The sequence below is a fragment of the Neisseria weixii genome, assembly GCF_042658245.1.
In the GTDB taxonomy this organism is placed as follows: Bacteria; Pseudomonadota; Gammaproteobacteria; order Burkholderiales; family Neisseriaceae; genus Neisseria; species Neisseria weixii.
Genome location: NZ_JBHSPY010000003.1, coordinates 36,399 through 59,880, shown reverse-complemented (window position 1 = coordinate 59,880; position 23,482 = coordinate 36,399). Strand labels below are relative to the sequence as shown.

The window sequence follows — 23,482 nt, the reverse complement described above, 5'->3', positions numbered from 1 at the left end:
ATCTCCTTAGTTGGTTGATTCAATTAAGCCATACTGATACGGCACGCCCAAATGCTCTCGCAAGGTTGAGCCTTCATAATCAGTATGATAAATCCCACGCTCCTGTAAAATCGGCACGACTTTTTCCACAAAATCTTGCACGCCTTTTTGGCTGTCGGGGGCAAGCGAAAAGCCGTCTGTCGCCCCTGCTTTAAACCATTTTTCCATAAAATCCGCCACATCTTTTGCCGTACCAACCACCACAGGATGATAATTAATCACGCCATTGGCAAGGGCTTCTTTGGGCGACATTCCTTGCTTGATGAGCTCCACCGCTCGTGGCGAACGGGGGTCGTGTGGGTGAGGTGTCGCCTGATTTTGCAGGGATTTTGGCAACGGTTCATTGACATCCAAACCGTGCAAATTCACGCCGATCATCGCCGACAAATAGCGGATTTGCCCATAAAATTCATCATCACTCATAAAATCAATGAGCTGCATCCGGCGAGCCAACGCTTCTTCGTACGTATCGCCAATCGTGAACATAAACCCGCTAAACATATTGATGTCATCGGCGTTTCTACCATGCTGTATGGCACTTTGTTTAATAACATTGCGGTAGGCACGGGCTTCATCAATGGAAAACGGATTGGCATACACGCCACTGGCAAAACGCCCTGCCAGCTCAATCCCTTCTGGGCTTGAGCCTGCCTGAAAAACCGGCGGTTGCCCTTGTGGTGTGGCAGGAATGGGCAATGCCCCTTTGACTTGATAATGCTTGCCTTTGTAATTGGCAGGCTTAATTTGGCTCATATCGGCAAATTGCCCTGTTTGCTTGTCGGCAATGTAAGCGTGTTCACCAAATGTACCCCACAAGGTTTGCACCGCTTCCACCATTTCGTGCGCCATTTCGTAGCGTGTGGCAGTGTCAGGCAAAGGTTTGTTGCCAAAATTGTAGGCGGTCTCGCGTGTGCCTGTGGTAACCGCATTCCAGCCGACACGCCCGCCGCTTAATGTGTCCAGTGTTTTGAGTTGGCGTGCCAAATTGTAGGGTAAATTGTAAGTGGTGGAATAAGTTGCCACCAAACCTATTTTTTGCGTGGCATAGGCTACCGCCGAGAGCATGACCATTGGTTCAAGCGGAAAAGCAGGCGTGCGGGTGCTGATGTCCGTGCCACCGCCAGCCCCACCAAAGGACGGCGTATCAGCGATAAACAGCGTATGAATTTTGCCTTGCTCGGCGGTTTTTGCCATTTCCACATAAAAATCAATGTCGGTATAGGCACGCTCGTTGCTGTCGGCAAGTCGCCATGATTGGAACTCTCCGCCGTAGCCCGACACCAGTTGCAACGCCAGTTTCATCTTTTTATTTGTGTTATCAAGATAATCAGCCATTTTGTTTCTCTGTTTAAAAAGTATGGGCTTATTATATTTTTTTATTTTTAAATTAGAATGGTGATTTCTGAGAGGATTATTTTTGAATTTGGAAAGATAATTTTGTAAGGCTGAAAAACAAGAACACCGCCCATTATGGACGGTGTTCATCGCTTATTTCCCCATTTTCCGCTCAAAAGGCATTCCGATTCAATCACTTTAAACAAACCCGGATAAAACACCACGCCTTCCACTTGGTTATCAGGCAAGGGCTTCACGCATTTTGGCGGTACCATTTTTAAAATCATCGGCACTACGCCGGCGAGCGACATCTACCAGATGAAATTTACCATTGGTCAAGGTTTTGGTGCAACTGCGTGCTGATGCAGCCGTCTTGGGTTTGCAAAAAATCACGGGATTTTTGCCACGATTGCAAGGCATCGGCTTCTTTGCTTTTTGGCACTTCAAAGGCGTTGATCAAACCACGCTGTTTTGCCATTCGGCCTAATCCACCGTTTGCAGTGCAACAAGCGGTGGGATTGGGGGATTATTTTACTCGGCAGTTGATCCAATCGGCGATGTCGTTGGTAACGATTTGTCCATTGGGTTCGAGCATCAGCAAATGTCCTAAGCCATTGTATAAGCGCAAGCTTTTATCGGTTGAATTGGTTTCTTCATAGAATTGGATGGCATCTTTCGGCACCACATACAAATCGGCACCACCGCTCACCAGCAAAACAGGGGCAACAAATTTGTCATTGTTGTCTTTCAGGTATTGAATGCCTTCTTTGAAGCTGTTCGGGAAGGATACCGAGAATTTTTCCAGCATTAAAGGATCGTTTGGCAGCGACAAACCTGCGCCGGTATCGGGTACGGGCAGATTAAGCGTCTTATGGGCGGCTTCAAAGCCGTTCACAAAACTGCCTTCCGGCTCCGGGCGCGGCAGGTAGCCGAAGTTCATTTGATTGTAGCGCAATACGCCTGCTGCCAAAATCACACCGTCCGCACCTTTTGGATACTTGGTGCCGTATAAGGCAGTGATGTGGCCGCCCATACTGTGCCCCATCACGAAAACCGGTAAATTCGGATTTTCGGCTTTGGCTTTTTCCACAACACGGCGCAAATCTTCGACCATTTCAAAATAGCTGTTGATGTGAATACTGTCGCGGCCGTCTGATTTGCCGTGTCCGCGCGCATCGAAACGGTAAACGGCAATGCCGTTGCCGGTCATGCGTTGGGTAAAACCGTCGAATACGCCGGAGTGGCTGGCCAAGCCGTGTGAAATCACCAAAACGGCTTTAGCTTTTTGCTGGGGATGGTTTTTAACCAAATGCAGGTTTAAGCCGTCTTGGGTTTTGATTTTTTGGATGGTGGCGGTGGTTTTAAGTAGGGTTTTCATCAAAATTTCCTTACCGGTTGAAACCGCCTTTCAGGGCGGCGGAATCAGGGTTTATCCGGAAGGGGTGCAACCCCTTCCGGATCAGGGCAACACATGGGGCTGCATTTTATGTACAATCCTGTGTGTTGAGATATTGAACCAGTTTATAGGTTGCATATTAAACGGGGAATAGTGAAAATTTGAAAGATGCTTTCTAAAAATGAAAACAATATGCCGTCTGAAAATTTCAGACGGCAATGACTAGGCGATGACCTGCGTCTGACTAATCATAAAATTAGCGATACGTCTGGCAATTCGCCAGTTGCCGTCTTGCTTGACATAGGTGTCAGCATAGCGGACACTGTGTTCTTGCAAGATTTCTTGTCCGTCTTTGGTCTCAACAAGTTTTACCAAACAGTAGTTAATGGCGGTCGCATTGCTGTCATCAACAAACGTAACTGTATGCTGACCGTTAAGATGATACACGCTGTGAAATGGGGTTAAAAATTCTGTGAACACTTTTTCAATCTCGTCCGTGCCATTCATCTCAAACACAAGTTTACCGCCGATATAGGTATGCACCACAGCATCAGGCGTAAATAATGGCATTTGCTCGGCGACTTTTTTCTCGTCCGCCAAATTAGAAAAAGTATCTACCAAGTCTTTTAAGGCTTGGCGTTCGGTTTGGAGATTAACATTCATAAATTGCTCCGTTGTTGAAGTGGAAAATAGTTAAAACAAGGCGGCAACTGCATTTTGCATTTGCCAAGTATTATTGGTTTTGACTGCTTGATAATGTAGCTGTAAATTCCAAGTACCGTTTGCTCCCCAAATGGTTGCACGAGTATAAGCTCGACCAATCACATCAGCCGTATTGCCATCTATTCGGACATTACGCTTTGTTCGTCTATTTGGTGGTATTGCATTTTGTTTGTTTCAATATGGTTTAGCCATTCAAACTTACTTTGTTTGTAACCTGTGATATGGGTTAGGGTAAAGTCGTTGGTAGTCAGTTTACCAATCGTTTCGGTATTTTTATCCAACATCGCCTGATTGATTTGGCGGTAAATGTTCGCTAAAACCTGTTCATCGCTTATTGCTTGCTTGTCCATTTGCTTGTTAGCCTGTTCAGATGGGTCAGTATCGGCATAAGTGCAAGCCGATATGCCCAGCAGTGTTGTTAGGCTAAAGTGTTTTATCATTTATCCAACCCTTTTTGTTTGAGCCAATCCGCCATTAAATCGGCTAATTGAGTATTGTTTTTTTCGCCCATTAAAAAATGTGAATTGCCCTTAATACCGATTTGGGGTAGATGAACCAGTGTCGCATCGCCGCCGTATTTATTGACGGTAGCAACAAATTGTTTCGCCATTTCAAGTTCTGTTCCCCATTTGTCTTCACCAACATTGTTTGAACCAACCTTGATGTAATCGCCATAGTACAGTACAATCGGAATTCGGGTTAATTTTTTAAATTCATCTAGTGGCACGCCCATTGCCGAACCACTTAATGCTTCAAATTTGGCTTTGGTTACGCTTGGCATTTCATGTTCAGGAAACAGAAATGGCGTACCGCCGGGTTCCCATGCCACAATCGCTTTAACTTTATCGCTACGCAAAGCGGTACGCCAGCCGATTGTGCCGCCCATAGAATGCGTTACCAAAACCGCTCCATTGGTTTGGTTTACAAGTTTTGCCAAAACATCGGCGTTCAAATCATTATCCAAAGGTCCTGAGCCGATTGTCCATGCCTGCTGAAAGGCTTGATAAGCCATTTCGCCTTGTGGGAATTGGGCATTGGCAATAGGCTTGCCGTCTTTATCAAAATGCCCCATTCTGGATAAAACCCACAAGGTTTTATCGCCATACATCGGGTTGCTTGCCCAAGGGGTATCGGGGGTTAGGGCTTGGGTGGAGAGATTGGATTTGCCACTTCTTGGCTGGTCAATAAGGTACACGCTGTATCCCTTACGCACAAACAGGCTATCAAACCCTTCACGCCCATCTACCGTACTCTCCCAAGTGCGGGACGACTGTGCCCCACCGTGCTGAAAAACCAAAGGATAGCGTTTGGCATTGACAGGTGTTTGGTATTTGACATAGGCAAAATCGCCATAAGCACGCTGACCGTCAGGAGCGATGAAGTTTTCAGGCTTAAAAGTACCTGTATGTTGTACATACGACCCGCCCACGCTAAAACTACCTTGTTTGGCGATGTTTAAGCCTTGTGGGGCTGTACTACAAGCGGTTAAAAATGCCATAAAAAGGGCGGTGGCAAGCATCAATTTTTTCATAAAATACTCTTCTGTTAGCGATTTTATTCGGGTTATTATAAACCACCCAATTGTCTTTTATTAGCGGGGGTAAAATTTGATAAACTTGTGAATTTAATTCAAAAATACCTTATAATAAGCCAAATTCTCACTTGACCATTTTTATGCAAAATCTCAACGACTTACGAGCTTTTGTGCTGGTTGCCCAGCACAAAAGTTTTACCAAAGCAGGTGAAAAGTTGGGCGTGTCGGCATCGGCAGTATCACATTGTTTGAGTAATTTAGAAAACCGCTTAAATATCCGCCTGCTCAATCGCACTACAAGGAGTATCTCGCCCACGCCCGAAGGCTTAATGCTGTTAAACGACATTTCGCCTTACCTACAAGCTATTGATTTATCAATAAAAAAGATATCCGAAAACCAAGATAACATCACAGGCACGGTTCGCATTAACGCCAGCCAAGTTGCCATAGAAATGGCGATTTTGCCCAAACTCGCCCCCATTTTTGAGCAGTTTCCCCACATCAACATTGAGCTTTTTAGCGAAAATCGTTTTGTGGATATTGTGGGTGAAGGCTTTGATATGGGCGTACGTTTGGGCGATGATTTGGCAAAAGATATGGTGGCGGTCAAGATTTCACCCCCTTTGACGACCGTTCTTGTTGCCACGCCTAGTTATTTGCAAAACAAAGAAATCCCAAAACAAATCAAAAAACTGGATAATCATCGCTTGCTTGGCTTGCGCCTGGAGACTGACCGTGAGCCGATTGCGTGGGATTTTTGGGTGGCGGGCAAATTGGTGTCGTATGTGCCAAAAGGTCAGCTAATTTTAAACAGCAATCCTTTGCCTGCGGTCAAAAATCATTTGGGTATTGGGTTTATGCCATATTTTATGGTGGAAAATGAATTAACATCGGGCGAACTGGTTGAAATTTTGGGCGAATTTAAAATGACTTATGAGCCATTTTATGCTTATTATCCTAGCCGAAAGCACCATTCAAGAGCGTTTGAAGTGGTATTACAGGCGTTAAGGGAATAATCATGAAGTTTGAATTTTGGATAATTTTTCCAAGTGTGTTTAGCTTTCAATAAAATTATATTTTCACAATCTGGTTAGACAACTAAAACTATAATGGAGCCGTTTCTTTTTATTGGGCGGATTGGGCGGCGATTTTGCGCAACAATGCGGTTTCGTCCGCCGATAAATTCAGGCACGCGCCCATTTTTCCGGGAATTTCCACCGCTTGGTGCTCCAAGGCCCTGCCACTGTTGGTGAGGCGGATAATGACGCTGCGTTCATCTTCAACGCTGCGTGTGCGTTCAACCAATCCTTTGGCTTGCAGGCGTTTGAGCAGGGGGGTGAGCGTGCCGCTGTCTAAGTACAGCTTTTCACCCAGCCCGCCCACGCTTTGTTCGCCGTGTTCCCACAACACCAGCATGACCAGATATTGCGGATAGGTCAAATCCAGCGCTTGCAGAAAAGGCGTATAGCGGCGGGTGATTTCTTTGGATAAGGCATAAAGCGGAAAACACAATTGGTTTGAAAGCTTGAGTTGCTCGTACATGACAGTAATCTAGATTAAATAAAATCAATTCTATCACATTATTATATTGTTCAAAATTTAATTTTCTCAAATTAGCTATAGAAAATCCGATACCTTTGCAAAATTCCTGGATTTGAGTGCAGCTCGAAATTGGAACAGCATAGAAAGTAGACCTATCAATTATATAGTGCAGTATTTCGAGCAGTGCATAATGAAAAAATGTGCCAAAGATAGGGATTTTACAAAGGGCATCAGGCCGTCTGAAACTTTTCAGACGGCCTCATCATTACCAATGCAATACCGCACTCTCTTCAACCGGCACGCGGCCTAAATGCGTTTTGTTCTGTTGCGCGTCCCAATCCGGATGACCGAAAGCGATACCGTGCAGCAGTTTGTAATCACCGGATACGCCTAATTCGCGGCGGATGTCGTCGGCGAACAAACCTAAAAACAGCATCGGAATACCGCCGAAGCCGCGTGCGGTCAGCGACAATAAAAAGGTTTGCGAATACATGCCCATATCGGCGGCAATGTTGACATCGTGATTATCCACGCCGGGCATAAACAAAAACGCCATGTGCGCTGCGCCGTAGCCGGTGATGTTTTGCTCGATGACCGGCCGGCGGCCGGCTTTGTCTTCGCGCGGCACACCGAAGCTGGTGGTGAATACATGCGCGTATTGGTTACGCCAACGCGGTTCATAAATACCGGTGAACTTGCTTTGGTCAAACTCGAAATCCGGACTGAATTTGCCCTCACGGAAACGCTCGCCGATGATTTTGTGCAGGCGCTGCAAGGTTTCGCCCGAAGCGATATGCACCAGCCACGGCTGGGTATTGCAGGCTGACGGCGCATTTTGCGCATCGGTAAGGATTTGTTTGATTTCCGCTTCGGTCATCTCGGCCGGCAAAAATTTACGGATAGACTGGCGGGTTTTAACGGTAGTTTCAAAATCTAACATGGCGTTCTCTTTTCTTTATTGAATCATGCAACGGCACCCAGTTTATTTTGTTGAAAACAAAATAAAAACTCCTTAAAATGGAAACTTGTATTCCATAAACGGAAATTTTATGAACCTCAATGCTTTACGCCTTTTCGTTGCCGTTGTGCAAGAAGGCAGTTTGTCGAAAACCTCGGAAAAACTTGATGTACCGGTTGCCACCATCAGCCGCCAAATCAGCGGGCTGGAAAAATCGCTGAATATCCAATTGTTTGACCGCTTCAAATCAGGTGTCAAGCCGACGATGGCCGGGCAGCGGCTGTATGAGCAGGTGTATGCCGGCATGGATAACCTGGTCAATGCCGGACAGGTATTGTTTGCCGAACAAGGCCGTCTGAAAGGCTTGTTGCGCATTTCCGCCCCACCCGGTTGCACGCCCGTACTGGATTGGATTGCCGAATTTCAAACGCAGTTTCCGCAAGTGCAGATTCATTGCACCATGACCGACCGCGTGCTCGACATGACAGCCGACGGCATTGACGTGGCGTTCCGCATGGGCGGATTGCACGGCGACAATTTCATTGCCAAAAAAGTATTGTCGGTCGGCGCGAAATGGGTAGCACACCCTGATTTATTGGCCAAATCCGGCACACCGCACACCGTGGCCGAATTAGCCGCTTTACCCGTGGCGGGATGGGCACGCAATGGCGGAAACATGCTTAAAGTGATGGTGGGTAAGCAGGCGCATTTTGTGCCCTATGTGTTTGCCTGCAACGAAAGCTCTGCCTTGGAATATATGGCTGTCGCAGGCAAGGCGGTGTGCCAATTGGCGGATTATTCGGCCAATCGGATGATGGCACAACATGGTTTGGTGGAAGTATTGGCCGATGTGGATTTCCCGCGCTACGATGTGTCGATGATTTACGCGGCGCACCGCTATCCTTCCAGCATTGTGCGGGCGTTTGTGGAATTTGTCGGGCAGCAGATTGAGGCCGTCTGAACTTTACATACCAATTTTTTCAGATGCTTTTTCAGACGGCCCGGACGGGCCTATAATATGAAAACAATTTTCCCAACTTCCAAACCCTTAAAGGAATCAATATGTTTGGTATTACTAAAAAACAAGTATTAGACGCTTTTACCTTCCGTTCGGCCTGCCGTTACTACGATCCAGAACGCAAAATCAGCGATGAAGACTTTAATTATCTGTTGGAACTGGCGCGTTTGTCGCCAAGCTCGGTCGGTTCAGAACCGTGGAAATTTCTGGTAATTCAAAACCCTGAATTGCGTGAGAAACTGAAACCGTTCAGCTGGGGCATGGCGCGGCAGCTGGATGCGTGCAGCCATTTGGTGGTGTATCTGGCAAAGAAAAATGCCACTTATGATTCCGGTTTCTTGCGCGCCGGTTTGGAAAAACGCGGGCTGACCGACGAACAAATGGCCAAAAGTGTGGCGATTTATGAAAATTTCCAAAAGCACGACATCGAAATCTACGGAAACGAGCGCGCACTTTTTGACTGGACCGGCAAACAAACCTACATTGCCCTAGCCAATATGATGACCGGTGCCGCTTTAATCGGCATTGACTCTTGTCCGGTAGAAGGTATGGACTACAAGGAATTCAACCGCGTTTTGGTCGAAGAAGGCCTGTTTGATCCCGAAGAATGGGGGGTTTCCGTAGCCTGTACCTTCGGCTACCGCGCCAAAGAAATCACCCACAAATTCCGCCGTCCGCTTGATGAATTGGTGACGTGGGTGAAATAATCCGAATGCTTCTTTTAAGGCCGTCTGCAAACAATAGGTTTCAGACGGCCTTTTGTTTCCTTTTAAGAAAACAATCGTTTCCCATAACCGAATTGTTTTCTTTAAAATAGCCCCTATAATCACTCCATCACTTTAATAAACTAAGGAACATTATGCGTACCATCCGACAAATCTACCAAGCTCCGCCAAAACATTGGGTTGGCGATGGTTTTCACGTTTCTCCGCTGTTTTCCCACATGGATGAAGTGAGCAAACACACCAGTCCGTTTCTGATGCTCGATTACGGCGTCCCCACCGAATTTGCCCCCAATTTCGGCGCACCGCGCGGCGTAGGCAGCCACCCGCATGCCGGTTTTGAAACCGTTACCGTCGCGCTGCAAGGCGAAGTGGCCCACCGCGACAGCTCAGGCGGCGGCGGCATTATCCGCGAAGGCGATGTGCAATGGATGACTGCCGGCCGCGGTATTGTGCATGAAGAATTTCACAGTAAAGAGTTCAGCGAACGTGGCGGCGTATTGGAAGAATTGCAGTTTTGGGTCAATCTGCCGCGCGAATTTAAAGAAGTCGCTCCGGAATACCAAGCCTTGCCTAAAGAAAATATTCCGGTGGTACAACAAGGCGATGCCAAAGTCAATGTGATTGCGGGCGAAGTCAACGGTACCCAAGGCGCGGCACGCACATTCAGCGAAATCAATTTATGGACGGTTGACCTGCCCGCACAAGGCCATGCCGAATTTTACTTGCCCGCCAATCACAACGTGATGCTGGTGAGCCTGCGCGGCAATGTGTCGGTGAATGGACGTATGGTTAAGCCGACCGAACTGGTCACGTTTGAAATCGAAAGCGGTAAAATTGATTTACAGGCGCAAGACGAAGATGTGAAGCTGGCCTTGTTCGGCGGCGTACCGATCGATGAGCCGGTGGTCGGTTATGGTCCGTTTGTGATGAACACGCGCGAAGAAATCTTAGAAAAAATCCGCGCGTTTAAAGCAGGTGAATTCGGCTTGATTGATTAAGCGACAAAGGCCGTCTGAAATATTCAGACGGCCTTACAAATATTATGTTTTACGATAATGCCACACCAAGCCGAAGCCGGCCAACGTTTTCAAAAACAGCCACGTAAAGACCGATGAGAGATTGCTGAACGATTCGGTAAAATCCGTCGGCAGATAGCGGCTCCAGTGCGGGTGTGAATCAATAATGCCAAAACCGATGACCGTTGCCCACATCACCAAAGACGACAGCAACAAAGTCATGCCCAGCACATAATAACGCCGTGCTTTCATCGCCAACACGCCCAAGCCAATCAACGCCAGCGCAGACAAAGCCAAAATACCAAACAACATGCCGCGGATTTCGGCCAAAATATCAAAAAACAGCAACATATCCAAAAGCGTCAATACCCAGCCACCGATGACCAACAAACATACGCCGAAAAAAGTCCGCATTATTTGACTCCGAAGCTTGTTTTATTTTACGCCTGCCGCCATCTTAAATCTCAGTAACATTCTCTTACGGCCGACCTGCTTAAAGATTGAATCTTTCAATTTAACCAATCATGAAATTCTATACCAAACTGCAAGGCAATCCAATCATGACAACTCAATTATTACAAGCATTTTTACACACCCACATCCCCGCTACCGCCGCGCTTCAGATTCAAGTACAAGAAGCCGACCGCGAACATGTTGTCCTTACCATGCCGCATGCTTCCAACCGCAATCACAAAAATACCGCTTTCGGCGGCTCCATCGCGCTAGGCGCAACCACCTGCGGCTGGGCGTTGGTTCACAGTCATCTGCCCGAAGCGGCCGGCAATATCGTGATTCAACAAGGCGAAACCCAATACCTACGCCCTGCCCACGGTGATTTAACCATCCAAACCCGCCCTGTTGCCGTCGAAAGTTGGCAGCAGATGAATGATATGTTTGCCAAACGCGGCAAGGGTAAAATAGTGTTGGAAATTGACGTGTTTTCTGAAGGCGAGCTGGCGGCGGTGTTTGTGGGCAAGTTTATGGCATTGAAAGATTGAAAGGCCTTCGCCTTATTTGAAGACCAGACGAAACATAGTATGGATTAATCTTCACTTTTCAAAAATTTAGGCCGTCTGAAATCATAAAGATTTCAGACGGCCTAAATCATGTTCAATATCACAACGACTTGATTCTACTCCATAAAGTCTTGATTGCGCCGCCATAATAATCGCTTGACGTGCAATATGAAGCTTCAATGGCGCATTGCCCTTCGGTACCGAATTTTTTGCTGCATTGGGTAATCGCTGTTTGATGGATATTTTTAAACAAAGGCGAGCTGATGACCACCACGTTTTCGGTCGTCATGCGATTGTGCGCTCGCGGATAAGCCACAGCCACACAGGTATTTTGCAGCGGCATCACCGATTGGCAGCCGGTGGCCTGATCTTTCTGCACACCGGCCAACGCATCCTGCCCGCGGCAATAAGCGGCCAATTCGTTGCTGGCATCGAGCTGATTGAGATTTTCGCGTGTGGTTTTAATATGCAATACATCGCTGCCGCCGCTCGGATTTTGCCAAAAGGCCAAATAGCCGTAGGTATCGGCGGCGCTTGCAGTGGCGGCCAAACCGCTGAGTATCAATGCTGAGAGAATTTTCTTCATGGTGATTGTCGATGATTTTCAAATTCAGATTTAATTATAAAACAAATGCCAGCTTGGAAGTGATTATGGGATCAGATCATGTATTTTCAAACCATTTTTATTTATTCTAACTTGAATTTATGCAGCATTTCAGCCCAATGTCCTTTCTTAGCGTGAGCCGCCGAAGATTCAATACACGGTTTTCAACCCTGCATTCGCCTGCGCCGCCGTATTTCAGACGGCACTCTGGCAAAGCCTGCACCAGCGCCTTGCTAAACGCCGAATTGTGGATAAGTGCCACATTTTCATGTTTCGAGTTTCAACAAGCCTTGCACACGGCCATAACGCAATATAACCCATAAGTACCCGTGGCATAAACCAACAGCGTCAGGAAAAGGCAAACAAGCAAATCAGGATTTTCATATTGATAAATCAACAAAATTTGCTTACAGTTTAATTATATGACGAAAGGCCGTCTGAAACCGATTATCCCTGTTTCAGACGGCCTGAGTGCTACCCCAACCACGATCAGCAATCTTTTTTAGACAGTCTCTTGCGCTTTTTTCCTAACAGTGCTTTTTTTAAACTTAAGCACCACTTCGCCTTTCTCGCGGCTCCAGTCGATTTTGACGTAGCCGCCATCGGCCAGCTTGCCGAATAGCAGTTCATCGGCCAGGGCTTTGCGGATTTTGTCCTGAATCAGGCGGTGCATTGGGCGCGCGCCCATTTGCGGGTCAAACCCTTTTTCGGCCAAGTATTGACGCAATGCCGGTGTGAATTCCGCTTCGACTTTTTTATCAAGCAGCTGATGCTCCAATTGCAGCATGAATTTGTCCACCACTTTGATAATAATCGGCTCGGACAACGGCGCAAACGGGATAATCGCATCCAAACGGTTGCGGAATTCAGGCGTAAACACTTTGTTGATGGCCTGCATTTCGTCACCGCGCTCGCGCTTGCCGGTAAAGCCGAAAGTCGGCCGGCTCAGGCTTTCGGCACCGGCATTGGTGGTCATAATCAGAATGACGTTGCGGAAATCGGCACTTTTGCCGTTGTTGTCGGTTAAGCGACCGGCATCCATCACTTGCAGCAACACGTTGAAAATATCAGGATGCGCTTTTTCGATTTCGTCCAACAACAACACGCAATGCGGCTGTTTGTTCACCACCTCTGTCAGCAAACCGCCTTGATCGAAACCGACATAGCCCGGTGGCGCACCGATTAAGCGTGATACGGCATGGCGCTCCATGTATTCCGACATATCAAAGCGTTGCAGCGGCACACCCAGTGAGAATGCCAATTGGCGGGCGACTTCGGTTTTACCCACGCCGGTCGGCCCTGAAAACAGGAAGCTGCCGATCGGTTTATCGGGCAAGCCCAAACCGGAGCGCGACATTTTCACGGCAGCAACCAAAGCTTCAATGGCATCGTCTTGGCCATAAACCATATTTTTCAAATCACGCGCCAAGAATTGCAGCACTTGCTTGTCGTCGTGCGACACGGTTTTTTCCGGAATGCGGGCAACTTTGGCAATCACCGATTCGATTTGCGCCTTGCCGATCACTTTTTTCTGCTTGGATTTGGGCTGAACGCGTTGAGCCGCACCGGCTTCGTCCATTACATCAATGGCTTTGTCGGGCAAGAAACGTTCAGTAATATAGCGTGCGGAAAGCTCGGCTGCGGCTTCCAATGCGCCTTGGGTGTAGCGCACTTGATGGAAGCTTTCAAACATCGGTTTCAAGCCGCGCAGGATTTGCACGGTTTCGTCCACAGTCGGTTCGACAATGTCGATTTTTTGGAAACGGCGGCTCAAGGCATGGTCTTTGTCAAAAATGGTGCGGTATTCATCGTAAGTGGTCGCGCCGATGCAGCGCAATAAACCTTTGGCCAATGCAGGTTTGAGCAGGTTGGATGCGTCCATCGTGCCACCGCTGGTGCTGCCCGCGCCAATGATGGTGTGGATTTCATCGATAAACAAAATGGCGTGTCCGACTTTTTCCAATTGCTTCAACACGGCTTTTACCCGCGCTTCAAAGTCGCCGCGGTATTTGGTACCTGCCAACAATGCGCCCATATCCAGCGAATACACCACGGCATTTTGCAGTGTTTCCGGCACGCCACCATTGACAATCTGATGCGCCAACCCTTCTGCCAGCGCAGTTTTACCCACTCCAGCCTCGCCCACCAGCAAAGGATTATTTTTGCGGCGGCGGCACAAAATCTGCACCAAACGCTCCATTTCGTGTTTGCGGCCGATAAGCGGATCGATGCGGCCTGCGTTGACTTCGTCATTTAAATTGACGCAGTATTTGGCCAACGGATTACCTTTTTCTTCTCCCTGTCCGCCTGCTTCGGCATCTTGGCCGCCTGAAGATTCCTGCGCAGCGGCATTCAAACCGCCATGCGCAATGCTGCGCAAGATTTCAAAGCGGGTGACGGATTGCAGCTTCAGGAAATACACGGCATGGCTGTCGCTCTCGCTCATAAGCGCCACCAGCAAATCCAGCGGCGAGACTTCGCTTTTGCCTGCCGACTGGGTATGCACCATGGCGCGTTGAATCACGCGTTGAAAGCCTAATGTCGGCTGCGTTTCAGTATTGTCCAACAAATGCTCAGGAATCTGCGGCGTGTTTTCAGTCACGCTGTCGGTAAGCTGGTCGGATAATAATTTCAAATCGACACCACATTCGGTAAGCGTGTTTCTGACGGCTTCGTTTTCATCAATCAACACCAGCAACAAATGCTCTAAGCTGATGAATTCATAGCGTTCACCGCGTGCTTCGGTATAAAGTACTTGTAAAATACGTTCTAATTCTGGTGACAGCATGGATTAAATCTCCTCAACGATACATTGCAGCGGATGGCCTTCTGCCTTAGCCCGCTGCATGACTTGCTGCTGTTTGGTTTGGGCAATGTCGCGTGTGTACGTGCCACACAAGCCCTTGCCCTCATGATGAACCAGCAGCATCACCGCGACGGCTTGTTCTTCGCCCAGCATGAAAATTTCTGTTAACACCGCCACCACAAAATCCATGGTCGTGTAATCATCATTTAACAGGAAAACGCCGTAACGTTTCGGCGGCAGGGTTTGGCGGTCACTTATCAATGTTTCCGATTCGTAGTGGCTGCGGCTATTGCTCATATATATATGGCTCCAAAACCGTTTTTAAACTGGGCTTAGCACAACATCACGACACATGCGTAAATATATGCTTAACCAATAAAAAACGGAGCGTTTCTGTTGTATTTTGTACTATTTTAATAAATTTTTTACTTTTTCCCAAACATTACTTGACTACACACATTAACGAATGTAAAAAGGCAGTTAAGCAGAGTCGGCACTCGAAGAAGCATAATTGTTTTTAGGGAGAAACTTGAAACTTTTAGGTTTAACGTATTGCCTTATTTGCTGTTTTTGTTAAATTTTTTAAGTATAGGAAGTTCTCAATGGCAACCGGTATCGTAAAATGGTTCAACGACGCTAAAGGTTTTGGTTTCATCACTCCGGATGAAGGCGGAGAAGATTTGTTCGCTCACTTCTCTGCGATCAATATGGACGGTTTCAAAACCCTGAAAGAAGGCCAACGCGTGTCTTTCGAAGTAACCACCGGCCCTAAAGGCAAACAAGCCGCTAACATTCAAGCTGCTTAATGAGTGCGCGGCCTAAGCCGTAATGTGATGGCGGGATCTCCCGCCATTTTTTATTGTGGGTACGACATGGGCAATTATCAACGTGCATTAAATCAACTCGATGAGTTAATTACATATTTTGCAATCAAAGTAACATTTTCTGCACTGCCGCCGAAGCAGAAGCCCGCCTTTTAATAATCAAACTGGCCGATTTAAAAATCGACTTAACCCCTATCACGGCAAAGACATCGCCGATATCAACCTTTTTACCAACGCCATATCCTATTATGAAACATTCTATTCCTGCCGGTATTTACCGCCACTACAAAGGCAATCTTTACGAAGTGTCCGGCCTTGCCCGCCATAGCGAAACCGAAGAAGAATTGGTCGTTTACCGCGCTTTATACGGAGAATTCGGTTTGTGGGTACGGCCTGCCGCCATGTTCGCCGAAACCGTTGGATTCAACGGCGAAACAGTAGCGCGCTTTGCCTTAGTGAAAGCGTTTTAAACATCATCTGCTTTCAGACGGCCTCAAAGCCTTTGGCCTGTTATTTCCCTTTTTCAGACGGCCTGATAAAATAGGCCGTCTGAAAACCTATCAAGAATCAGCATTATGAGTATTGCCAATAATAAAAAAGCCTTTCACGATTACTTTATCGAAGACCAAATTGAAGCCGGTTTGGTGCTGGAAGGATGGGAAGTGAAAGCCATCCGTGCCGGTCGTGTGCAGCTTAAAGAAAGTTATATCTACTGGAAAAAAGATGCGTTTTATCTGGTCGGCTGCCATGTAACCGCCCTGCCGACTGCCTCTACCCACGTCAAACCCGATCCGGTTCGCCCGCGTAAATTACTGCTCAATCAAGCCGAGATTAACAAGCTCATCGGTAAAACCGAACGCGCGGGTTACACCATTGTGCCGCTTAATCTGCATTACAACCGCGGCCGCATCAAAATGGAAATCGGCTTGGCCAAAGGTAAAAAACAACACGACAAACGCCAAAGCTTGAAAGAAGCCGATTGGAAACGTGAGAAACAGCGTTTGATGAAAATTACCCGCTAATTTATCGACCATGCTTTTCAGACGGCCTGAGACCTTTAGACATAATCCTAGGCCGTCTGAAATATTTTCAGCGGCTGACGTTTTACACATTCCGTCTCAATCCTTTCTTAAAAATACGCAAGATTGCACGTTATCCGCTTTTCAAGATGCGCTTCTGCCACAATAATAATGCCGTCTGAAAACCCATTATCCTGCAAAGGAAAACACCATGCGACAAGCCTCACTTGCCCTGCCTTTGTTTTTAATCCTGTTTGGCGCGGTCTGGTTTTTAAAAACCACCGGCATCCTGCCCGCCACCGCCACTTTGATTGCCATCGGCCTGTGCGTTGCCGGATTGGCCGTCATGATTATGGACGGCATCAACAAGCAATCGATTATTTCCGGCCCGATTTTAATGTATATCGGTGCGGCCATTTATTTGCGCACTGAATACTGGTTTGCCTATTCGCCACTAATTGCCTTAGGCATGATGGTATTGGGCTGCCTGTTGTTGCTCTCGCGCAGCAGCATGATTCCCTATAAAATGCCCAAGCATCCTGACCGCTTGTCCCAATAAACCGAAAGGCCGAGAATTCTCGGTCTTTTTTCTTTTAATCATTTAATCATTCAATTATTGTAGATAAATGATTACCCTGCACCACCGCCGGCCCATCTGCCGTATGGCTGAAACCGACTATCAATCGTCGCCGCCCAGTGATTGTGTACGAACCCGAATACCACAGCAGCGATTTCTTCGGCTCGGAAGTGGTGTAGGATTTAAACGAATCAAACAACGCACCGACATCATCTTGGCCAACCGCCTGCATGAAAACCTGGAAAACGTCGCCGATAAAGTGTACACACGCGATTCGAAAGGCAGCGATTTATAAAACAATCATTTGAATCCAAAATATTTTCAGACGGCCTGTTTTATCTAAGCCAAGGCCGTCTGAAAAGTTTTCAAACCGTATAGCAACTCATTTATTCACCATCGGTTTGCTTATGCAAAAGCCGTCTGAAACTGGTACAATATCGCCATTTTTCAGACGGCCTTTTTATTGCGCTGCCTCCTCTTTTCATTCCACAAAGCCCAACATCATGACCCAAGACAAAATCCTGATTCTCGACTTCGGTTCGCAAGTTACCCAGCTTATCGCCCGCCGCGTGCGCGAAGCCCATGTTTACTGCGAGCTGCATTCGTTCGACATGCCATTGGAATACATCAAAGCCTTTAATCCGAAAGGCATTATTCTTTCAGGCGGCCCTAATTCCGTTTATGAATCCGACTACCAAGCCGACACCGGCCTGTTTGATTTAGGCGTGCCGGTATTGGGTATTTGCTACGGCATGCAGTTTATGGCGCACCACTTGGGCGGCGAAGTGTCACCGGGCAACCAACGCGAATTCGGTTACGCGCAAGTGAAAACCATCGACAGCGAGCTGACCCGCGATATTTTTGACGGCCAGCCGAACACGCTCGACGTGTGGATGAGCCACGGCGACAAAGTATCCAAATTACCGCAAGGTTTTGCCGTCATCGGCGACACCCCGTCTTGCCCGATTGCCATGATGGAAAACGCGGAAAAACAATTCTACGGCATTCAGTTCCACCCGGAAGTTACCCACACCAAGCAAGGCCGTGCGCTGATTAACCGATTCGTGCTCGATATCTGCGGCGCGAAACCAAGCTGGACCATGCCTAACTACATCGAAGAAGCCGTGGCCAAAATCCGCGGGCAAGTCGGCAGCGACGAAGTAATTTTGGGTTTGTCAGGCGGTGTCGATTCATCAGTGGCCGCCGCGCTGATTCACCGCGCCATCGGCGACCAGCTTACCTGTGTATTCGTCGATCACGGCCTGCTGCGGCTGAACGAAGGCAAAAATGTGATGGATATGTTCGCCCGCAACTTAGGTGTGCGCGTGATTCACGTTGATGCCGAAGACCAATTCATGGCCAAACTCGCCGGTGAAACCGACCCTGAAAAAAAACGCAAAATCATCGGTGGCGAATTCATTGAAGTATTTGATGCCGAAGAGAAAAAACTCACCAATGCCAAATGGCTGGCACAAGGCACCATTTACCCTGACGTGATTGAAAGCGCCGGCGCGAAAACCAAAAAAGCCCACGCCATCAAATCGCATCACAATGTCGGCGGTCTGCCGGAAAACATGAAGCTCAAACTGCTGGAGCCATTGCGCGATTTGTTTAAAGACGAAGTGCGCGAACTGGGCGTAGCGCTCGGCCTGCCGCGCGAAATGGTGTATCGTCATCCGTTCCCGGGCCCGGGTTTGGGCGTGCGTATTTTAGGTGAAGTGAAAAAAGAATACGCCGACTTGCTGCGCCAAGCCGACGACATCTTCATCCAAGAATTGCGCAACACCACTGATGAAAACGGTACATCTTGGTACGACCTCACCAGTCAAGCCTTCGCTGTGTTCCTACCGGTGAAATCCGTGGGCGTAATGGGCGACGGCCGTACCTACGATTATGTGGTGGCCTTACGCGCCGTGGTCACCAGCGACTTCATGACCGCACATTGGGCAGAGCTGCCATACTCACTGCTCGGCCGCGTATCCAACCGCATCATTAACGAAGTCAAAGGTATCAACCGCGTGGTGTACGATGTGAGCGGCAAACCGCCTGCCACAATCGAGTGGGAATAAGCATTTGATTTTTAATTAATAAAATAATGAAAAGGCCGTCTGAGACGTAGAAAATCCTAGCGTTGTTTACACTTTTGCTTTTTTTGCTTGAAGACACATTTTGGGTTTTTTGCGAGTTGTCAAGAATACCGAAAGGCACGGCAACGCCGCATGGTTCTTAATGATACTCAACAATCCTAAAACAATCATTCGGGCAAAAAAATAAAAGCTGTTTTGCATAGAAAGTGTAAACAACCCGACAATTTCCGACGGAAAGCTCTGTTCCTCCCTCACACAACGGGTATGATGTGTTAATGCTATAATTCGCCAATATTTTTTAAAGTAAATACCATGGAACCCACAAATGAACCCATGCGCCTGTCGAAACGCATGGCGCAACTCGGTCTCTGTTCCCGCCGCGAAGCCGACAGCTATATCGAACAAGGCTGGGTCAAAGTCAATGGACAAACCGCCGTACTCGGCCAAAAAGTGACCGAAAACGACCGCATTGATTTAAACAAACAGGCGCATGAGCAGCAGGCCAACCGTGTGACGATTTTGCTGAATAAGCCGGTGGGTTATGTCAGTGCGCAAGCGGAAAAAGGCTATAAAGCGGCGGCTGAATTGATTACCGCCGAAAACCAATGGGAAGGCGACGACAGCCGCATCACGTTTAGCGAAAAACACAAATTCGGCCTCGCTCCCGCCGGACGTTTGGACATTGATTCGGTAGGTTTGCTGGTGTTGACCCAGGATGGCCGCATTGCCAAGCAGTTAATCGGCGAAAGCAGCAACAGCGAAAAAGAATATTTGGTACGCGTGCGCGGCAAATTAGATGACAAAGGCTTGGCATTACTCAACCACGGTTTGAGCTTGGACGGTGAGAAACTGCGCCCGGCCAAAGTCGAATGGCAAAACGAAGACCAACTGCGCTTTATTTTAAAACAAGGCAAGAAACGCCAAATCCGCCGCATGTGCGAGCTGGTAGGTCTGCGCGTGGTCGGCTTGAAACGCATCCGCATGGGCAAAGTGAAACTGGGCAAACTGCCGCCGAGCAAATGGCGCTATTTGAAAGCGAATGAATCGTTTTGATTCAATAGCATTGATGAGGCCGTCTGAAATATTTCAGACGGCCTGATTCTATTCACTCCGCAGCAAAAAAGCCGTCTGAAAACGATTCAGACGGCTTTTAATCTTTATGAACGAGTCAGATTAATGCTCGTGACCGCAAGCGCATTTCATGTCAATTACCATACGGCCGGTAATTTTGCCTTCACGCATTTCTTGGAAAATTGCAGGTGCTTCGTCCAAATTACGCAATTGCACTTTCGGCACCACCAAACCTTCAGCACCGAATTGGAACGCTTCGGCCAAGTCTTGGCGTGTCCCTACCAAAGAACCGACCACTTCGATACCGTCTAATACCAAGCGCGGAATCGATAAGTCCATAGACTCAGGCGGCAAGCCGATTGCAACCACGCGGCCACCGGCACGCACGGCATCGACGGCCGAATTAAACGCAGCAGCAGATACGGCAGTCACAATCGCCGCATGGGCACCACCGACTTTTTCTTGAATCACTTTAGCTGCGTCTTCTTTTTGCGGATTAATCACCAAATCAGCGCCACTTTCTTTGGCAAATTCCAGTTTGTCGTCATTGATATCGATGGCAATCACATGCGCGCCAAACACTTTTTTCGCGTATTGCACACCCAAGTTACCCAAGCCGCCGGCACCATACACAGCAATCCACTGCCCTGGACGCACATTCGATACTTTCACGCCTTTGTAAGTAGTGACACCGGCGCAAGTAATCGAACTGGCTTGAGCAGGATCCAGACCATCCGGCACTTTTACCGCATAATCGGCCGTCACGATACAGTGTGTTGCCATGCCGCCATCCGCAGTATAACCGGCATTCAATACAGTACGGCACAAAGTTTCACGGCCGGTATTACAATATTCACAAGAACCACAGCTTTCAAACAGCCACGCGATACTCACACGGTCGCCGACTTTCAAGCTTTTTACGTCATCAGCTACTTTGCTGACTTTACCGATGCCTTCGTGACCCAAAACACGACCCGGTTTTTCGCCGTAATCGCCGGCAGCAACGTGCAAGTCAGTATGACACACGCCGCAATATTCAACTTCTACCAAAGCTTCGCCCGCTTCCAATTCGCGGATGTCGCGCTCTACAACTTCTACATCACCTTCAACAGCTTGATTCACTACCACTGCACGCATTTTCATGGTAACACTCCTTGTTTGGCTTAACTGATAGAATGGTATTTCATTGCAATAACGGGATGCACGCATTCAATCACACATGAACAAACCATACACATGATGATTTCGCTCGTTACATCACGATTTAAGTATGTACTTCAAAATTAGTTCCGTCAATCTGCATCGTATTGAATTTATTAAAATTTGTTATAATATAACATACTTACTGATGCATTTTCCAATCGAACAAGCAACTGATTATATTTATTATATTTAAATAAAATAAAATTTATTTTTTCATACGGCCTCAACCCCTGACCAATTGATTTTATTGAATGAATTAATTTTCTTCCGCATTCTTTCGCTTTGTTAATTCATATTTCTTTGCATTTTTAACGCTTGAACTCAATAGCAAAAAATACTATGCTAGCCCTTAAGCGTTTCGCTTACAGTCAACTACAACTGCTAAAAAATACAGGAGGCAGCATCATGGCAAAAGATTTAAACGTTTTTGACAAAGAATACGGCTTATTAATCAACGGCGAATGGACCAAGGGCAGCGAAGGTAAATTATTGACTTCCACTAACCCGGCCAATGGCGAAGAATTGGCTAAATTCGTTGATGCCAGCGATGCTGACGTAGATGCCGCCGTTGCCGCCGCCCAAGAAGCATTCAAAACCTGGAAAAAAACCACCGTTACCGAACGCGCCGCAATCTTGAACAAAATCGCCGACATCATTGATGAAAACGCCGAATTGTTCGCCCTGCAAGAAACCCTCGATAACGGCAAACCAATCCGCGAGACCCGCGCTGCCGACATTCCGTTGGCTTCCGACCATTTCCGCTACTTTGCCGGTGTGATTCGCGGCGAAGAAGGCACGGCCACCCAATTGGACGAAGAAGATTTGTCGCTGATTTTGCGTGAACCAATCGGTGTAGTCGGCCAAATTATTCCGTGGAACTTCCCATTCTTGATGGCTGCTTGGAAAATCGCCCCTGCTTTGGCAGCCGGTTGTACCATCGTATTGCATCCTTCTTCCAGCACTTCGCTGAGCCTGCTGTCTTTCGCACAAAAAGTGAACGATGTGTTGCCGAAAGGCGTGTTCAACGTCATCACCGGTAAAGGTTCGAAATCCGGCGAATACATGCTGCATCACAAAGGCTTCAACAAGCTGGCGTTTACCGGCTCGACCGAAGTCGGTCGCCGCATCGGTATCGCTGCCGCAGAAATGTTGATTCCGGCCACTTTGGAATTAGGCGGCAAATCAGCCAATATTTTCTTCGACGACATGCCGTTTGACAAAGCACTCGAAGGCGCCCAAAAAGGTATTTTATTCAACCAAGGCCAAGTGTGCTGCGCCGGTTCGCGTATTTTTGTACAAGAAGGCATTTACGATAAATTCGTTGAAGCTTTGGCGGAAGAGTTCAAAAAAGTAAAAGTCGGCCTGCCTTGGGAAGACGACACCCAAATGGGCGCTCAAGTCAATGCCGGTCAATTGGAAACCATTTTGAAATATGTGAAAATCGGTGAGCAAGAAGGCTGCCGCATCATTACCGGCGGTAAAAAAGCCGAAGGCGAATTGGCCGACGGCGCATTCTTGGAGCCGACTTTAATCGAAGCCAAAAACAACGATGCACGCGTGGCACAAGAAGAAATCTTCGGCCCTGTGGCGACTGTCATCAAGTTTAAAACCGAAGAAGAAGTCATCAAAATGGCCAATGATTCAGAATACGGCTTGGGCGGCGGCGTATGGAGTAAAGACATCAACCGCTGCTTGCGCATATCCCGCGCCTTGGAAACCGGCCGTGTTTGGGTAAACTGCTACAACCGCCTACCGGCACACGCCCCGTTTGGCGGCTATAAATCTTCCGGCATCGGTCGCGAAACCCACAAAATGATGTTGGCTGCTTACACACAAGTGAAAAACATTTACATTTCTACCCGAGAAGAGCGCGAAGGCATGTATTGATTTTTCATGATTGATTGAATCAGGCCGTCTGAACCGATATTTTTCAGACGGCCTTTATCGTTTCTTTCTTCAATAAAATCAATGATAAGCCGCTGTTTCTAT

General features: G+C 47.6%; 27 protein-coding genes. 13 read left to right on the top strand and 14 right to left on the bottom strand.

Annotated features, from left to right (window positions below):
- Nucleotides 1–6 precede the first annotated feature (6 nt).
- The 7 genes from ACFPVS_RS03130 to ACFPVS_RS03100 form a co-directional block, all read right to left on the bottom strand.
- Nucleotides 7–1,341, bottom strand: coding sequence for an NtaA/DmoA family FMN-dependent monooxygenase (locus tag ACFPVS_RS03130; RefSeq protein WP_378595402.1), 1,335 nt, complete (start codon nt 1,339–1,341; stop codon nt 7–9).
- A 179-nt stretch (nt 1,342–1,520) separates the two neighbouring features.
- Complete coding sequence (locus ACFPVS_RS03125; protein ID WP_158608752.1) at nt 1,521–1,661, bottom strand: hypothetical protein; 141 nt, start codon at nt 1,659–1,661, stop codon at nt 1,521–1,523.
- 38 nt (nt 1,662–1,699) lie between these two features.
- On the bottom strand, nt 1,700–1,852 hold the full coding sequence (locus ACFPVS_RS03120) for an antibiotic biosynthesis monooxygenase family protein (protein WP_157742751.1): 153 nt from the start codon (nt 1,850–1,852) through the stop codon (nt 1,700–1,702).
- A gap of 48 nt (nt 1,853–1,900) precedes the next feature.
- Complete coding sequence (locus ACFPVS_RS03115; RefSeq protein ID WP_378595401.1) at nt 1,901–2,752, bottom strand: alpha/beta hydrolase; 852 nt, start codon at nt 2,750–2,752, stop codon at nt 1,901–1,903.
- Nucleotides 2,753–2,992: 240 nt separating this feature from the next.
- Nucleotides 2,993–3,433 (bottom strand): nuclear transport factor 2 family protein, encoded by a 441-nt coding sequence (locus tag ACFPVS_RS03110; protein ID WP_096295480.1) that lies wholly within the window; start codon nt 3,431–3,433, stop codon nt 2,993–2,995.
- Nucleotides 3,434–3,612: 179 nt separating this feature from the next.
- Entirely contained in the window at nt 3,613–3,933 is a 321-nt protein-coding gene (locus ACFPVS_RS03105; RefSeq protein WP_096295481.1) for a nuclear transport factor 2 family protein, read from the bottom strand.
- On the bottom strand, nt 3,930–5,024 hold the full coding sequence (locus tag ACFPVS_RS03100) for an alpha/beta hydrolase (RefSeq protein WP_096295482.1): 1,095 nt from the start codon (nt 5,022–5,024) through the stop codon (nt 3,930–3,932). Before ACFPVS_RS03100 ends, ACFPVS_RS03105 begins: the two co-directional genes overlap by 4 nt.
- A 143-nt stretch (nt 5,025–5,167) precedes the next feature.
- Between ACFPVS_RS03100 and ACFPVS_RS03095 the strand changes: the two genes are divergently transcribed.
- Nucleotides 5,168–6,043 (top strand): LysR family transcriptional regulator, encoded by an 876-nt coding sequence (locus tag ACFPVS_RS03095; RefSeq protein WP_096296142.1) that lies wholly within the window; start codon nt 5,168–5,170, stop codon nt 6,041–6,043.
- A 109-nt stretch (nt 6,044–6,152) separates the two neighbouring features.
- Here ACFPVS_RS03095 and ACFPVS_RS03090 read toward each other — a convergent pair whose 3' ends face one another.
- Both ACFPVS_RS03090 and ACFPVS_RS03085 read right to left on the bottom strand, forming a co-directional pair.
- Nucleotides 6,153–6,569: a MarR family winged helix-turn-helix transcriptional regulator gene (locus ACFPVS_RS03090; RefSeq protein WP_378595400.1), complete on the bottom strand. Its 417-nt coding sequence runs from the start codon at nt 6,567–6,569 to the stop codon at nt 6,153–6,155.
- Nucleotides 6,570–6,834: 265 nt separating this feature from the next.
- Nucleotides 6,835–7,509 carry a nitroreductase gene (locus ACFPVS_RS03085; RefSeq protein WP_096295483.1) on the bottom strand — a complete coding sequence of 225 codons (675 nt, stop codon included), beginning with the start codon at nt 7,507–7,509 and terminating at the stop codon, nt 6,835–6,837.
- A 109-nt stretch (nt 7,510–7,618) separates the two neighbouring features.
- On the opposite strand from ACFPVS_RS03085, the gene ACFPVS_RS03080 reads away from it, so the two are divergent.
- The 3 genes from ACFPVS_RS03080 (at nt 7,619) to ACFPVS_RS03070 (ending at nt 10,268) form a co-directional block, all read left to right on the top strand.
- Nucleotides 7,619–8,488: a LysR family transcriptional regulator gene (locus ACFPVS_RS03080; protein WP_096295484.1), complete on the top strand. Its 870-nt coding sequence runs from the start codon at nt 7,619–7,621 to the stop codon at nt 8,486–8,488.
- Nucleotides 8,489–8,589: 101 nt separating this feature from the next.
- Nucleotides 8,590–9,252, top strand: coding sequence for an NAD(P)H-dependent oxidoreductase (locus tag ACFPVS_RS03075; protein ID WP_096295485.1), 663 nt, complete (start codon nt 8,590–8,592; stop codon nt 9,250–9,252).
- Between the two features lie 152 nt (nt 9,253–9,404).
- A complete protein-coding gene (locus tag ACFPVS_RS03070; protein WP_096295486.1) occupies nt 9,405–10,268 on the top strand; it encodes a pirin family protein in 864 nt (287 codons plus the stop codon).
- Nucleotides 10,269–10,310: 42 nt separating this feature from the next.
- Here ACFPVS_RS03070 and ACFPVS_RS03065 read toward each other — a convergent pair whose 3' ends face one another.
- Nucleotides 10,311–10,700, bottom strand: coding sequence for a hypothetical protein (locus ACFPVS_RS03065; protein WP_096295487.1), 390 nt, complete (start codon nt 10,698–10,700; stop codon nt 10,311–10,313).
- A 146-nt stretch (nt 10,701–10,846) separates the two neighbouring features.
- Here ACFPVS_RS03065 and ACFPVS_RS03060 point away from each other — a divergent pair, with 146 nt between their 5' ends.
- Nucleotides 10,847–11,284 (top strand): YiiD C-terminal domain-containing protein, encoded by a 438-nt coding sequence (locus ACFPVS_RS03060; RefSeq protein ID WP_096296143.1) that lies wholly within the window; start codon nt 10,847–10,849, stop codon nt 11,282–11,284.
- A 118-nt stretch (nt 11,285–11,402) separates the two neighbouring features.
- On the opposite strand, the gene ACFPVS_RS03055 is transcribed toward ACFPVS_RS03060, so the two are convergent.
- The 3 genes from ACFPVS_RS03055 to clpS all read right to left on the bottom strand — a co-directional run bounded on the left by ACFPVS_RS03055 (nt 11,403) and on the right by clpS (nt 15,009).
- Entirely contained in the window at nt 11,403–11,888 is a 486-nt protein-coding gene (locus tag ACFPVS_RS03055; RefSeq protein ID WP_096295488.1) for a DUF4189 domain-containing protein, read from the bottom strand.
- Nucleotides 11,889–12,408: 520 nt separating this feature from the next.
- Nucleotides 12,409–14,694: an ATP-dependent Clp protease ATP-binding subunit ClpA gene (gene clpA / locus ACFPVS_RS03050; protein ID WP_378595398.1), complete on the bottom strand. Its 2,286-nt coding sequence runs from the start codon at nt 14,692–14,694 to the stop codon at nt 12,409–12,411.
- A 3-nt stretch (nt 14,695–14,697) separates the two neighbouring features.
- Entirely contained in the window at nt 14,698–15,009 is a 312-nt protein-coding gene (gene clpS, locus ACFPVS_RS03045; RefSeq protein WP_096295490.1) for an ATP-dependent Clp protease adapter ClpS, read from the bottom strand.
- A 305-nt stretch (nt 15,010–15,314) separates the two neighbouring features.
- Between clpS and ACFPVS_RS03040 the strand changes: the two genes are divergently transcribed.
- From ACFPVS_RS03040 to ACFPVS_RS03010, 7 genes are all read left to right on the top strand, one after another.
- Nucleotides 15,315–15,518: a cold-shock protein gene (locus ACFPVS_RS03040; RefSeq protein WP_016687461.1), complete on the top strand. Its 204-nt coding sequence runs from the start codon at nt 15,315–15,317 to the stop codon at nt 15,516–15,518.
- A 266-nt stretch (nt 15,519–15,784) separates the two neighbouring features.
- A complete protein-coding gene (locus tag ACFPVS_RS03035; protein ID WP_096295491.1) occupies nt 15,785–16,006 on the top strand; it encodes a DUF1653 domain-containing protein in 222 nt (73 codons plus the stop codon).
- A gap of 105 nt (nt 16,007–16,111) precedes the next feature.
- Complete coding sequence (smpB, locus tag ACFPVS_RS03030) at nt 16,112–16,558, top strand: SsrA-binding protein SmpB (protein ID WP_096295492.1); 447 nt, start codon at nt 16,112–16,114, stop codon at nt 16,556–16,558.
- A gap of 208 nt (nt 16,559–16,766) precedes the next feature.
- Entirely contained in the window at nt 16,767–17,114 is a 348-nt protein-coding gene (locus ACFPVS_RS03025; RefSeq protein WP_096295493.1) for a LiaF transmembrane domain-containing protein, read from the top strand.
- Between the two features lie 67 nt (nt 17,115–17,181).
- A complete protein-coding gene (locus ACFPVS_RS03020; protein ID WP_378595395.1) occupies nt 17,182–17,427 on the top strand; it encodes a hypothetical protein in 246 nt (81 codons plus the stop codon).
- 208 nt (nt 17,428–17,635) lie between these two features.
- Nucleotides 17,636–19,201 carry a glutamine-hydrolyzing GMP synthase gene (guaA, locus tag ACFPVS_RS03015; RefSeq protein ID WP_096295494.1) on the top strand — a complete coding sequence of 522 codons (1,566 nt, stop codon included), beginning with the start codon at nt 17,636–17,638 and terminating at the stop codon, nt 19,199–19,201.
- A 330-nt stretch (nt 19,202–19,531) separates the two neighbouring features.
- Nucleotides 19,532–20,272 carry a pseudouridine synthase gene (locus ACFPVS_RS03010; RefSeq protein WP_096295495.1) on the top strand — a complete coding sequence of 247 codons (741 nt, stop codon included), beginning with the start codon at nt 19,532–19,534 and terminating at the stop codon, nt 20,270–20,272.
- A 120-nt stretch (nt 20,273–20,392) separates the two neighbouring features.
- On the opposite strand, the gene adhP is transcribed toward ACFPVS_RS03010, so the two are convergent.
- Nucleotides 20,393–21,433: an alcohol dehydrogenase AdhP gene (adhP, locus tag ACFPVS_RS03005; RefSeq protein ID WP_198345261.1), complete on the bottom strand. Its 1,041-nt coding sequence runs from the start codon at nt 21,431–21,433 to the stop codon at nt 20,393–20,395.
- A gap of 465 nt (nt 21,434–21,898) precedes the next feature.
- On the opposite strand from adhP, the gene ACFPVS_RS03000 reads away from it, so the two are divergent.
- Nucleotides 21,899–23,380 carry an aldehyde dehydrogenase family protein gene (locus ACFPVS_RS03000; protein WP_096295496.1) on the top strand — a complete coding sequence of 494 codons (1,482 nt, stop codon included), beginning with the start codon at nt 21,899–21,901 and terminating at the stop codon, nt 23,378–23,380.
- Nucleotides 23,381–23,482 lie beyond the last annotated feature (102 nt).

Bases quoted from the DNA above. Each gene is read 5' to 3' on its own strand.
- ACFPVS_RS03130 (WP_378595402.1), bottom strand. From the start codon at position 1,341: ATGAAACTGGCGTTGCAACTGGTGTCGGGCTACGGCGGAGAGTTCCAA.
- ACFPVS_RS03125 (WP_158608752.1), bottom strand. From the start codon at position 1,661: ATGATTTTAAAAATGGTACCGCCAAAATGCGTGAAGCCCTTGCCTGAT.
- ACFPVS_RS03120 (WP_157742751.1), bottom strand. From the start codon at position 1,852: ATGGCAAAACAGCGTGGTTTGATCAACGCCTTTGAAGTGCCAAAAAGC.
- ACFPVS_RS03115 (WP_378595401.1), bottom strand. From the start codon at position 2,752: ATGAAAACCCTACTTAAAACCACCGCCACCATCCAAAAAATCAAAACC.
- ACFPVS_RS03110 (WP_096295480.1), bottom strand. From the start codon at position 3,433: ATGAATGTTAATCTCCAAACCGAACGCCAAGCCTTAAAAGACTTGGTA.
- ACFPVS_RS03105 (WP_096295481.1), bottom strand. From the start codon at position 3,933: ATGATAAAACACTTTAGCCTAACAACACTGCTGGGCATATCGGCTTGC.
- ACFPVS_RS03100 (WP_096295482.1), bottom strand. From the start codon at position 5,024: ATGAAAAAATTGATGCTTGCCACCGCCCTTTTTATGGCATTTTTAACC.
- ACFPVS_RS03095 (WP_096296142.1), top strand. From the start codon at position 5,168: ATGCAAAATCTCAACGACTTACGAGCTTTTGTGCTGGTTGCCCAGCAC.
- ACFPVS_RS03090 (WP_378595400.1), bottom strand. From the start codon at position 6,569: ATGTACGAGCAACTCAAGCTTTCAAACCAATTGTGTTTTCCGCTTTAT.
- ACFPVS_RS03085 (WP_096295483.1), bottom strand. From the start codon at position 7,509: ATGTTAGATTTTGAAACTACCGTTAAAACCCGCCAGTCTATCCGTAAA.
- ACFPVS_RS03080 (WP_096295484.1), top strand. From the start codon at position 7,619: ATGAACCTCAATGCTTTACGCCTTTTCGTTGCCGTTGTGCAAGAAGGC.
- ACFPVS_RS03075 (WP_096295485.1), top strand. From the start codon at position 8,590: ATGTTTGGTATTACTAAAAAACAAGTATTAGACGCTTTTACCTTCCGT.
- ACFPVS_RS03070 (WP_096295486.1), top strand. From the start codon at position 9,405: ATGCGTACCATCCGACAAATCTACCAAGCTCCGCCAAAACATTGGGTT.
- ACFPVS_RS03065 (WP_096295487.1), bottom strand. From the start codon at position 10,700: ATGCGGACTTTTTTCGGCGTATGTTTGTTGGTCATCGGTGGCTGGGTA.
- ACFPVS_RS03060 (WP_096296143.1), top strand. From the start codon at position 10,847: ATGACAACTCAATTATTACAAGCATTTTTACACACCCACATCCCCGCT.
- ACFPVS_RS03055 (WP_096295488.1), bottom strand. From the start codon at position 11,888: ATGAAGAAAATTCTCTCAGCATTGATACTCAGCGGTTTGGCCGCCACT.
- clpA (WP_378595398.1), bottom strand. From the start codon at position 14,694: ATGCTGTCACCAGAATTAGAACGTATTTTACAAGTACTTTATACCGAA.
- clpS (WP_096295490.1), bottom strand. From the start codon at position 15,009: ATGAGCAATAGCCGCAGCCACTACGAATCGGAAACATTGATAAGTGAC.
- ACFPVS_RS03040 (WP_016687461.1), top strand. From the start codon at position 15,315: ATGGCAACCGGTATCGTAAAATGGTTCAACGACGCTAAAGGTTTTGGT.
- ACFPVS_RS03035 (WP_096295491.1), top strand. From the start codon at position 15,785: ATGAAACATTCTATTCCTGCCGGTATTTACCGCCACTACAAAGGCAAT.
- smpB (WP_096295492.1), top strand. From the start codon at position 16,112: ATGAGTATTGCCAATAATAAAAAAGCCTTTCACGATTACTTTATCGAA.
- ACFPVS_RS03025 (WP_096295493.1), top strand. From the start codon at position 16,767: ATGCGACAAGCCTCACTTGCCCTGCCTTTGTTTTTAATCCTGTTTGGC.
- ACFPVS_RS03020 (WP_378595395.1), top strand. From the start codon at position 17,182: ATGATTACCCTGCACCACCGCCGGCCCATCTGCCGTATGGCTGAAACC.
- guaA (WP_096295494.1), top strand. From the start codon at position 17,636: ATGACCCAAGACAAAATCCTGATTCTCGACTTCGGTTCGCAAGTTACC.
- ACFPVS_RS03010 (WP_096295495.1), top strand. From the start codon at position 19,532: ATGGAACCCACAAATGAACCCATGCGCCTGTCGAAACGCATGGCGCAA.
- adhP (WP_198345261.1), bottom strand. From the start codon at position 21,433: ATGAAAATGCGTGCAGTGGTAGTGAATCAAGCTGTTGAAGGTGATGTA.
- ACFPVS_RS03000 (WP_096295496.1), top strand. From the start codon at position 21,899: ATGGCAAAAGATTTAAACGTTTTTGACAAAGAATACGGCTTATTAATC.